Origin of the sequence: Cyanobium sp. Candia 9D4, assembly GCF_024346155.1 — a bacterium.
Classification (GTDB): Bacteria; Cyanobacteriota; Cyanobacteriia; order PCC-6307; family Cyanobiaceae; genus Cyanobium; species Cyanobium minutissimum.
In genome coordinates this window covers 1-11412 of sequence record NZ_JAGQCK010000001.1, presented here as the reverse complement: position 1 = coordinate 11412, position 11412 = coordinate 1, and the positions used below count along the sequence as shown (strand labels likewise).

The following is an 11412-nucleotide window of genomic DNA, read 5'->3' as shown; positions in this document are numbered from 1 at the left end:
GCAGCATCACGTCATAACGTCTTCGTAGTAGCGAAGGATCCGCAAGGCGCAGAAACAACCGATAGGGGTTAAAGTCAGCTGGCTCGATGACCTAAAGATCCGAGTTTTGTAATGGAAATGACAATTACGCTCCCCTACAAGGAAGGATTTAGCAGAATGTGATGATGCGCCTTCAAGGCCCCAGCGGTGGATGTGGCTACTATGAAGTGGGTCAACAAGTCTAATGGCCAAATCCAATTACAATGAAGAAGAATCAGCAGCTCGACCGGTGCGAATCGAGGGCACTGCCGATGAATTCATTCTGATTCCAAAGGCCGTAGAGCCACAAGCTCCAGAACCGCAGTCTGCCACATTTGATGTCGGTAGTTTGATATCAATCCTAAAGCGTCAGCTTCCACTGGCGCTCGGAGTCTTGATCACCACTGTAGGAGTAGGTGCTGCAGTTACCCTCTACCAAAGGCTATTTCTGCCAGTTTTCGAGGGGAGTTTCAGTTTGCTGGTTGGGGATCCGGTCAACTCAGTAGAAGAGAGTTCGTCGTCTGATTCAGGGGCAGACCTAAAGGGGCTTGCTCTGCAGTCATCCAGAGTGCCTAATATTCAGATCTCGCAGGATCTCATTGACGTACTGGCAAGCCCGCTTCTGTTGCAGCCGGTCTCCAAGCAGTTAGGAATCAGCGAAGAAGATCTAACGGAGAGCTTGATCATAGAAAGGCGTTCAGGTGATGCATCCAGCGTCTTAGATATCACCCTAAAGTGGAACAATCCAAAAGAGGGAGAGAAGATCCTAAAGACTCTAATGAATGACTATCTGAGCTTTTCCACCAACCAACGAAGGGAAAAACTCGCAGAAAGCATTAGCTATCTCAATGAGCAGGCGCCTGCCCTGCAAAACAAACTATCCGTCATTCAAGGGCAGCTATCAGACTTTCGCATCCGCAACAAGTTCCTTGAGCCAACAACTGAAGGTGATGCAATTGTCAAACAGTTAGACAGCCTTAAGGAGAGACAGGATGAACTTCTAAGAAAAGAAGCTGAACTGAAAGCACTCGGTTCCGCAATACGGGCAGGAAACGTCAGCAGTCAGCAAATTCCTGAGGTGGAACAGCGTCTCAGCACTGCGCCGAGCGCGAACGGAAGCGTCCAAACTCGAGCCGGAACTGGTCTGGACCAATTGCAAATCGACTTGAGTCAACTTGAAAAGGAATTGGCGATAGCAGATGCCACTTTTAAATCCTCTACTCCACTTGTGCAAAGCCTGAAAGCAAGAATCAGTCGAGTCAAGGCGTTGCTGCAGCGACGCCAGCTAGATGCGATTGATGCGACATTACAACAGATCAGCGGTGAGCAAGCAGAAATAAAACGGCAGCGCTCGGAGCTCGAAAAGAAATTCAGACTCAACCCAACACTTATTAAACAGAATGATGCGATTCAGCAGCGTCTTGAAGTGGCTAAAGCAAATCTAACTGCCTTCATCAAAGCAAGAGAAGATATTAGGTTACTGGTGGCTCAGCGGACGATTCCATGGAAGGTAATCTCTCCGCCTCTATTTCAGAGCAAACTGGTAAGCCCAAACATTGCTCGAAATCTAGCTTTGTCGATTCTTCTAGGCCTAAGCCTAGGAGGAGTGGCCGCATTCTTACGCGAAAAGATACAGAATGTTTACCACACGCCAAAAGAAGTTGAACAGTCATTGAGACTGTCTCTGCTTGGAAGCATAACCTTTCAGCCCAAAGGACTGGCATCCAAAGGCATGCATATTGCTACCAGGGATGAAGCCAAAGAAACAAAGGTCCTTCGAGAGTCGTTGAGAAACTTATATGCCAGCCTTAGACTGTTAAAAACCGATAAGGGTCATCGCTTAATCGGCGTCACATCAACAATACAAGGTGAAGGCAAGAGCACACTTACGGCGCTTTTTGCCCAGACATTGAGTGATTTAGGTAAGCGGGTCTTAGTGGTAGATGCTGATCTGCGTCAACCTATACTGCACACACACTTTGGATTCGAGAACGTCAATGGACTGTCTACCCTCCTTTCTGAGGTCTCCAGTACCCCCGAGGACTTCATCCAGATGGCCGGAGATAGGTTGCATCTTCTGACTGCAGGACCGACTCCATCCGACCCCGCAAACCTGTTGGTTTCCGAACGTTGCGCCGAGGTTATTGAGACGATACGTGCTTTAGAATGCTACGATTACGTTCTCTTTGATGTATCTCCATCGTTGGATCTCAGCGATCCCTTGTTAATCACTGAAAATATTGATGGGTTTCTGTTTATTGTGAGCTTGGGCCTGGTGCATCGTGAACTACCAGCACAGGCTTTGATCCGTATCCAGTCCACAGGAACCCCCACATTGGGCATAGTGAGCAATGAGGTCGTATCGGCGAAAGCGCAAACAATTGCAATGCTTATGCGAGTGCAACGAAGAATTCCACCACTTTACCACCGAAGCAGTAAGATTCTATCGAGTGGATTTTCTCCAAAGAACGTGTGACAATGTCTGCCAGAGCTACGAGATCAACCGGAAGATGAATTCACAAGAGCCGGCAAACGGGGCCAGAAGAAAAGTGGTTGGGATGACTGAATACTCACTTGCGGTCTTTCGTGAGGCTTTAGCTGATTCTTTGAGCATAAGACGGCAAGCATCATTCCCGCAAAGCACTTCTATTTGTGTCAGACACTGCCAACCAGAGCAAACAATCAATGTACTGAACTGAAAAGATAATGTATCCTCTTTATAACTCTCTTTAGGCAATGTACGATTTACACGGCAGGCATCTGCTGCCTTGGCCATGACGCAGCCATCCATGCCTAGCACGGAAACCAACGCCTTAGAGACGGGGTCTCCAGTGGCCGATACGCGCGGAAGCTTTCGGGGCATCTTTAAGGCATCGGCGTTGATCGGTTCCTCTGCTCTGATCGGCGCAGTCCTGGGGGCATTCCGCGCGAAGACCCTGGCGGTACTGATTGGCCCTGCAGGAATCGGTCTGATGGGTGGGTTCACCGTGATCCTGGACCTTGCCATCAGCATCTCTCAGCTGGGCCTGAACCAGAGTGGTGTTCGCCAAATCGCCGAAGCGGCTGGATCAGGAGAAGAGAGACGTCTGGCCGTTGCGGCATATGTCCTGCGCCGGACGACCCTGTTGAGCGCGATCGTCGGAGCAATCATCCTTTGGGCCTCTTCAGGTGCGGTGTCGAAGCTGACTTTCGGAACCAAGGATCATGCCGATTCGATTGCGCTTCTATCTGTCGCCCTGTTCCTGACCGTTGTCTCCCATGCCCAAGGCGCTCTTCTTCAAGCAACACGCAGAACGAAGGACGTGGCGAAGCTACACATCTATGCAGGGCTGCTGGGGACCATTTTCGTCGTTTCAATCATCTACTTCGCAGGGGTGCGGGGCATCGTGCCCTCAATGGTGGCGGCCGCAATTGCTTCGATCGTGCTCTCCTGGTGGCTTAGTCGCAAAGTACGTACCGTCAAGGTTGTCATCAAAGCGGGCGAGGCAGCACGTGAGTCAGCACTTCTCCTGCAGTTGGGCCTGGCCTTCCTAGCGAGCGGCCTACTTACTACAGGCGCGGCGTTTGTGGTTCGCACATTCATCATTCGGACGCTGGGCCTCGACGCAGCTGGCATCTATCAAGCTGCTTGGACATTAGGAGGACTCTACGTCGGGTTTGTGCTCAATGCGTTGTGTATGGACTTCTATCCACGCCTCGTTGGCATCATCAATGATCATCGCGCATGCAATGCCACGGTCAATGAGCAGACAATCATGAGCTTCATCATGGCTGCTCCGGGCATTCTCGCAACAATCACCCTTGCACCGCTGATCATCTATCTCTTTTACAGCGCGAAGTTTGTTGGCGCCGTCGTGTTACTGCAGTGGATATGCATTGGAATGGCCATACGCATTATATTCTATCCAGTAGCTTATATCATTATAGCCAGCAACCATCAATTTATCTACTTTGCAGTAGAGGCCGCCTGGGCTACTATGAATATCGTTTTTACTTGGTGGGGCCTGAAGAATTTTGGACTCGAAGGTGCCGGAATCGCCTTCTTGGTAACGAACATCTTCCACGGCCTCATCATCTACAACCAAGCCAGAAGCATGACCGGCTTCCAATGGTCTGCGGGAAACCTGCGGGCAGGGACCTACTTCCTACTGGCTTGCATTTCTACATTCCTGGCCCAGCGTGCACTTCCACAATGGCCGGCACTCGCCTTCGGAACTTGCCTCACCTTGGCTAGCTTGTGGTTCTGTACTCGGACGATGGTGACTCTGACCGGAACTGAGGACCGCTTACCAGGGATTCGGAAATATCTTCATATCAGCCCGAAGCCCTAGGGAAGCTATATCTTCAACAAACCATAGTCAGCTGCTTAAGAGTGAACTGGCGCCGAAGGTCAAGAGTTCAGCACAATTCGCCATCAACTCCCGACAACTGGAGTAGCAGAGTTCACCAGAGTCAGCCAGTCTAATCTTTACTTCCAGGCCATCGTTACAGAAGTGGAAGTCTTCAGAAGTACTAGATAGACATCTCTACGTACTATAACGTCCACCACAGTCTATCCAGCGAGAGATGACAATGCAGCGCCATCATGCTAACTTGCTGATCTTGATTCCAATAACCTCAGGCCATGCAACAACGACCAGCATGGCAAACAAGCAGCCCCCATGGAATAGGGCACGCGGAACTTTCGATCTCTGCTCATAGGGTTCTCCAGGGCATCCAGGCCGAAGACCGTCTGTAGGCAGTGCTTTATCCAGAAGGATACGAGTGCTAGGAGAATAGCTGCAAAACCAGATGGAATGACCAGGCTGAAAGGCCATTTCAACATCATTCGGTCAGGCAACAATTCAAGCAACAGCGACAAGAAGATACATCATTCAATGATGCTTTACTGCCTCGCATCGGTGTCCATTCCATGAATCCGAGACGTAGAATAATGATGAAGGTTCATCTCTTCCAAGAGCGTCGCGTCCGATCCGCTCTTCCCCTCAGCAGAAAGACAGCCAAGTCAAAATGTCCCTTCAGGCTTTTTGCTAACCAATACAATCTAGACCGGAATACTGCATTCTCCTTAGAAAGCTGCTCAACGTGACAGTGACCTCTCTCATCGTCAATGTGGCTTCCAAATCTAAGACAATCTTCAAATACGACTAGAGGTCGAATCTCTTCGAGAACTAGGCCATGTGTGAGTTCAAAGTTTGCCCAATTATCAGCAACAAAGTTACAACCAGAGTTTGCACGCAATAGCTTTTGGGCTCCACGGTTCGAAATGGCATAGCCAACATTCCCATAACGAGGGGAAATCGACCTTCCCATCCACCGATCCCCAACCCTTCTCGCGTCATAGATTGGATAGTAATACTTAGCATGTTTATATTGATCTCGTGTCAACTTACTTTGCCCAAGCATGCATAGATCATAGTCAGTCTGTTGCAAAGCATACGCTACATTCGGAAAGTCCGAAGAAAGTTCTGCATCGTCTTCAAGCACAATGGCCATATCCAGAGCACTGTCGACTAGGCGCTGATACGCCATCTGATGACTCTGTGCGCATCCATACTCAGCCTTACCACTCACTGGGATAGCGAAAGCTGATGAACATACTTGATTTGATACGCAAAATGTTTCAGGAAAGCATGCGTCAATGAATTCAAATTCTAAGCAAAAGAGATCCATCTGGGCCTTAATGAATCTGCGTCGCTCATGGGAATGAACACCGGATATGACATAGATCTTAGTCTGGCTGGCAATCCTCATACTCCTTCCTTGGTTTTCACCTGAACTTGATTACAGTAGCAAAAGCGCGAGTCGAGACGGCTTGAAGATTAGCAATCCGAGACTAAGGTATCACCACCTACACCGAGAACAGCGAGTTGCGCATAACGCTTCTGGGAAACCAAATTGGCTTTTCGATCCCCATGCCCCCTCTGCCAGGAAAGATCACGCCTCTCCATCCCGACCATTCTCACCCCCAAAGGGCCTGATGGAACCGATCAATCCGTCCTTACAGCTGGCCGTCAAGGCTAATGTGAGCAGATGGATGAGCACCCCCCACCGTCAGACCGTGGCGGAGATTGCCCAGAAGCTAGGCTCCATGTGATCACCCTATAGATATAATTGAAGGCCTGGCGACTGCAAGGGGAGGTGGTGCCGGCATCCGAGAAGGCCCCCTAGAGCTGGAGTGTCACGGAACAGTTCTGCACGCCATGCTCGAGCTGGAGAAGGCCGACCTTTTGCAAAGAAAGTTCCAGATGGACTATAGCTATCTTGGTGATGAAAGTCCCGGGGATAAGCCTGGTGGCGAATCGGTGAAATAGACTCCTGCCGTTGTGGTAGTTTCTCTCAAACTCACAATCCTAGTAATCGCGCATGCTTTAGGCCGAAAAGCCTTAAAGCTACGCCCAAGGTTAAGATGAGATCTCAGGCTGGCTGCCAGCGCACGATCTCGCCTAGTCCGAAGCCGACGCTGTAAAGACTGGAACCGTATAGGTAGCCATCCGGGCCCAACTTAACGTCAACGACATAGGAGGCACTACTGTCGAACTGCGTGATGCCAATAACCTGACGGTTGGCATCGAGTGAGGCGGCATAGAGACGGCCGCTAACGAGATCACCATAGATTAATGTGTTGCTATTGTAAAAGTCACCCACCATAACGGCCGAGAAGTTATCTGGGGAACTATGGCTGAGCTGCAGAATAGGCAACACCGCCGGCTGGGTACTGGGGCTATTCGGGTTGACGTTGGAATTGGCGTAAAAAGATTGAGCTGAATCTAGCGTGCTATATCCCCCGGCTCTATCTGGTCCTTCAAGATAGGGCCAGCCAAAGTTAGCTCCGGGTGCGGCTGTGTTGATCTCCTCCCAGGAATTCCAGCCCACATCGCCGATCACAGGGTACCCAGTCACTGGATCGACGGAGAAACGGAACGAATTTCGCAATCCGGAATAGAATACCTTCGATTGATTGCTGTCCGCATCACCGTTGAAGAATGGGTTGCTGGCTACGCCTTGACCGGTGATCGGATCAATACGAAGCAGCTTACCGGATAGGTTCGCAATATCCTGAACCCTGACCGTGCGAGGATCCTGGAAGTTGTATGACGTTCCATCTCCATTGGTCACATAGAGATACCCATCGGATCCAAATTCCATATCACCGATAGTATGGGATGTGCTGTCACCGGCAAGGTAATCACGAATGTTCAAATTCTGAATGCCGTCGAGGCTAGGAATATTATCTTGGTAGCCCACATCAATTAGAGCGTTGTCTGCCGTGATCGAGGTGCCATTCACAATTCCAGAGGGCAGCACAAACGGCGTTCCTGTACTATCAACATCGGGGCTACTGGTATACTGCCAGAGGCTATTCTTGCCGAGAAGAACCTCACGCCCTGTGACCGTCAGGGTGGTTGGATCAACTGTCAACTTCTCCACTCTTGCGGGGCGATTTCCATCGCCATCGGGGCCCGCGTTCCCCGTGAGGCCTGCGGTTTGCGGCGGATCGTAGGTGTAGGCCACATACACGTAGGGGGAAGCAGGCCCAAAACTGGGATGCACTGCCAGGCTCAGCAGGCCGCGGTCACCCGTGTCGTTGACGATCGTCGAGAGATCAATCAGGGGTGTGTCACGAACCGCCCCATTAACCACCACCCTGACGACCCCAGCCTTCTCGGCCACAAGCATTGTGTTGCCATCGGGCAACCATTCGAACGAGGTTGGCCGGTTCAACCCGCTTACGTAACTTTGGCGCTGCAAGTTGCCAAGTTCACGATCGTTGTCAAGGATGTTAACTGTGGCCGTGGTGTGGCCTTCCAAACTGGCACCCACAGGGTTTTCAATCTGAATCTGGAAGGATTCTCCAGACTCAACGTTCAGATCATCAATGATCGGAATCTTCAGCGTCTGCAAGAAGCTCCCAGCAGCGAAGGTCACCATGGTGCCAATACTGCCAAAGTCACTTCCAGCTGTGGCGGTACCACTGATTATCGTCAATTGCACTGTGGCTGATTGCGAACGATCGCCGCTGCGCAGAAGGGTGATGGTAGCGAAGTCTTCGCTTTCCGAGACAGTCACGTTGGTCTCTGCCAGGGAGATGCGTGATGCTCCGTCATCATCTACAATCAATATCCGCGACGTTCTTGGAGCACCCAAGGACCCTGCACTTGGATTCTGGATACCAACCGCGAACAGTTCGTTTTCTTCCTGCAGGTTGTCATTTGTCACGGTAACCCTGATCGTCTGCTCTGCCTGACCAGGAAGGAAGCTGATCTGACCTGTATTGAAACCCAGCATGACTGGTGGGATAAAATCCACACCAGATGTGGCTGAACCCACGATTTCGTTGGTGGTGAACTGCAACGTGGCCGCCGATGCGTTCGAGCCGCTGCGTACCACTACAAGCATTGCCTCTCCCTGGCCCTCGCTGACATAAACCAAGTCATTGGAGCTGAGACGGAACACGTCACCGCTGATCAATTTGGCATCAGCCCAGTTGGCGTGGTCGTAAGCGTCGGAGCCGTCAGCGTTGTCGACGAACAACTGCAACGTCTGACGTCCTGCAACATCGAGATCGACGAACTGAGGGTCTGAGGCGCCGGTGAGCGTCGCGGATCGGAAGATTTCCGTGCCATCGGCGAGAACGCGGAAAACGACGGATCCCCTGCTGCTCAGAATTTCATCGTCGATCCCGATGTAGGACTGGAAGCGGCTGTAGAGGCCGCCGAGGGCATAGGTGAGCGAGGAGGAGGCGTGAACACCCAGACCCTTGGCATAAGTGGTGCCGTTGATGGTGAGGGTACCCCCGTCGGTGGCGCCGTTTTCGCCGTTGCTGCGATCCCGCTCATAGGGGCCCCAGCCATTGACGCTCGCCGTGGGTGTCAGGTCGGAGAGGTAAATGCTGCTTGGCTGGGGCGGCGGTGTGGTGCCGATGTTGACCGTGAAGGATCCCAGCGCCTCCGCTGCCGTGGCGTTCCCGAACCTGTCGGTGACAGCGGCGGGGAGAAGGCTCACCTGGTAGGAGCCATTGTCCGCGATGTCCCAGGAACCTCCCGGAGAGGGGATGCTGTAGGTGACGGTGATTGAGGTGGCGCTGTTGGTGGAGGAAACGCGTAGGGCACTCTGGGAATAGCTGTTCGGGCCTGTCACCTGAATGTCCGCGTTGTCGATCGACGCGACGCTGACACCCGAGGGATCGTCGTAACGGACCGTGAACGTGTACAGACCACCCGGAACAGCGGTGATGCCGCTGGCGGTGAGTGTGGCTGTCGGGCCAGTGCCGTCGTCGATCGGCGGCTGGCTTGGGGTGTTCAGCAAAACTCCCACGCTGCCGACACCGCCGTTGCCGAACCAGTTGGCCGTCGCCAGATCCAGAAGCCCATCCTCGTTGAAGTCAGCAACATTGATGGCGAAGGGGGTATTGCCAGTAGTCAGACTCACTGGCGCGCTGAAAAGGCCCTGGCCCTCACCATAGAGAATGCTGATCGTGTTGCCACCGGGATTATTGCTGTTGTTGGGATAGTTTCCGGCCGAATTGGCCGTCAGCAAATCGATCAAACCGTCGCCGTTCACATCGGCGATCGCGATACCCTTTGGCACCAAGCCGGTGGCTAGTGATGCTGTCGACGTGAATGTGCCATCGCCTCGGCCAAGCAACAGGCTGATGGTGTTGGCGTTCTCGTTGGCGGTGGCCAAGTCGAGCTGACCGTCGCCGTTCAGATCACCCACCCGGATCGAGTGCGGACCTGACCCCACAAAGTAGGTGGCACCTGTGGTATAAGTTCCGATGGCGCTTCCAACACCATTCAACAGGACGGTGACACTGTTGCTGTTCGTGTTGGCAACTGCCAGATCAGGGCGGCCGTCGTTGTTGAAGTCACCGAACTGCAGCGAATGTGGATTGCTTGCAACGTTGTAGATGGAAGAGTTGCTGGTGCTGAATACTCCGCTGCCGTTGTTCAGAAGCACCCGAATGATGCTGCCGCCCCATCCTGATACAGCAATATCCGGATCGCCGTCGAGGTCGACATCGGCAGATGCGATCTCATGGCTGCCAGACACCCCTTCGACGACGACGGCCGGCAAGAATGTACCAGCAAGGATGGGATTGTTGTACAGGATGCTTACCGTTCCAGTCGCAGCTGACCCCGATCCCTGGTTAGCCGTCAGCAGATCAAGCAAGCCATCGCCATTGAGGTCAGCTAGCACCACTGACTTCGGCTGGTCTCCGACCACCCCAAAGTTGACAGTACTCGCAAACGTACCATCACCCAGGCCCAACAGCACCGATACACTATCGAAACCAGAATTGGCCACAACCAGATCAAGAATGCCGTCACCATTGACATCACCTGAGCTGACGCCATGTGAGGATTCACCTGTATTCAGTTCAACCAGGGGAGCAAAGATCGCTGGGCCAGACGGAAGTGGTGGGGGTGCCGTGGTGATGTTGGCCGCAAACGATCCCAGCACCGCCGCCGCCGTGCTGTTCCCGAAACTGTCGCCAACGGCCCCGGCGAGCACGCTCACCTGGTAGGCGCCGTTGTCGGCGATGTCCCAGCTACCGCCCGGAGCCGGGATGCTGTAGGTGGCGATGACGGAGGTCGCGTTACTGGCCGGCGTCGTGGCCATCCGCAGGGCACTCTGGGAATAGCCGTTCGGACCCGTCACCTGAATGTCCGCGTTGTCGATCGTCGCGACGCTCACACCGGAGGGATCGTCGTAGCGGACCGTGAACGTGTACAGACCGCTTGGTGCCGCGGTGATGCCGCTGGCGGTCAGTACGGCTGTCGGGCCCGTGCCGTCATCCACCGGCGGCACCGTCGGGGTGCTGATCAGCTTGGCGTCGGCCCAGTTGGCGTGGTCCCAGGCGTCGGAGCCGTCCGCGGTGTCGACGATCAGCTGCAGAGTCTGGCGTCCTGCCACATCAAGATCGACAAACTCCGCGTCGGTGGCGCCAGTGAAGGTGGCGGATCGGAAGATCTCCGTGCCATCGGCAAGCACGATGAAGACGACGGATCCCCTGCTGCTTAAAATCTCATCGTCGATCCCGATGTAGGACTGGAACCGGCTGTAGGTGCCGCCCAGGGCATAGGTGAGCGAAGAGGAGGCATGGACACCGAGACCTTTGGCGTAGGTGGTGCCGTTGATGGTGAGGGTGCCCCCGTCTGTCGCCCCGTCTTCCCCGTTGCTGCGGTCGCGCTCATAAGGACCCCAACCGTTCACGCTCGCAGTGGGCGTCAGGTCCGAAAGGTAAACGTCGGTGGTTCGGTTGACCGCAAACGATCCCAGCACCGCCGCCGCCGTGCTGTTCCCGAAACTGTCGCCAACGGCCCCGGCGAGCACGCTCACCTGGTAGGCGCCGTTGTCGGCGATGTCCCAGCTACCGCCCGGAGCCGGGAT

At 53.5% G+C, this 11412-nt stretch carries 4 protein-coding genes; 2 read left to right on the top strand and 2 right to left on the bottom strand.

All coding sequences use genetic code 11. The features are described 5' to 3' along the window. Positions 1-223: 223 nt before the first annotated feature. Both KBZ08_RS00015 and KBZ08_RS00010 read left to right on the top strand, forming a co-directional pair. The gene (locus KBZ08_RS00015) at positions 224-2494 is read left to right on the top strand and encodes a polysaccharide biosynthesis tyrosine autokinase (protein WP_254970398.1); all 2271 of its coding nucleotides are present in this window, start codon (positions 224-226) and stop codon (positions 2492-2494) included. 298 nt (positions 2495-2792) lie between these two features. Next, positions 2793-4349 carry an O-antigen translocase gene (locus KBZ08_RS00010; protein ID WP_254970396.1) on the top strand — a complete coding sequence of 519 codons (1557 nt, stop codon included), beginning with the start codon at positions 2793-2795 and terminating at the stop codon, positions 4347-4349. A 613-nt stretch (positions 4350-4962) separates the two neighbouring features. On the opposite strand, the gene KBZ08_RS16570 is transcribed toward KBZ08_RS00010, so the two are convergent. Further along, complete coding sequence (locus KBZ08_RS16570) at positions 4963-5772, bottom strand: glycosyltransferase family 25 protein (protein ID WP_396122347.1); 810 nt, start codon at positions 5770-5772, stop codon at positions 4963-4965. A 663-nt stretch (positions 5773-6435) separates the two neighbouring features. Continuing rightward, positions 6436-11361, bottom strand: coding sequence for an NPCBM/NEW2 domain-containing protein (locus KBZ08_RS00005; RefSeq protein ID WP_254970394.1), 4926 nt, complete (start codon positions 11359-11361; stop codon positions 6436-6438). Positions 11362-11412 lie beyond the last annotated feature (51 nt).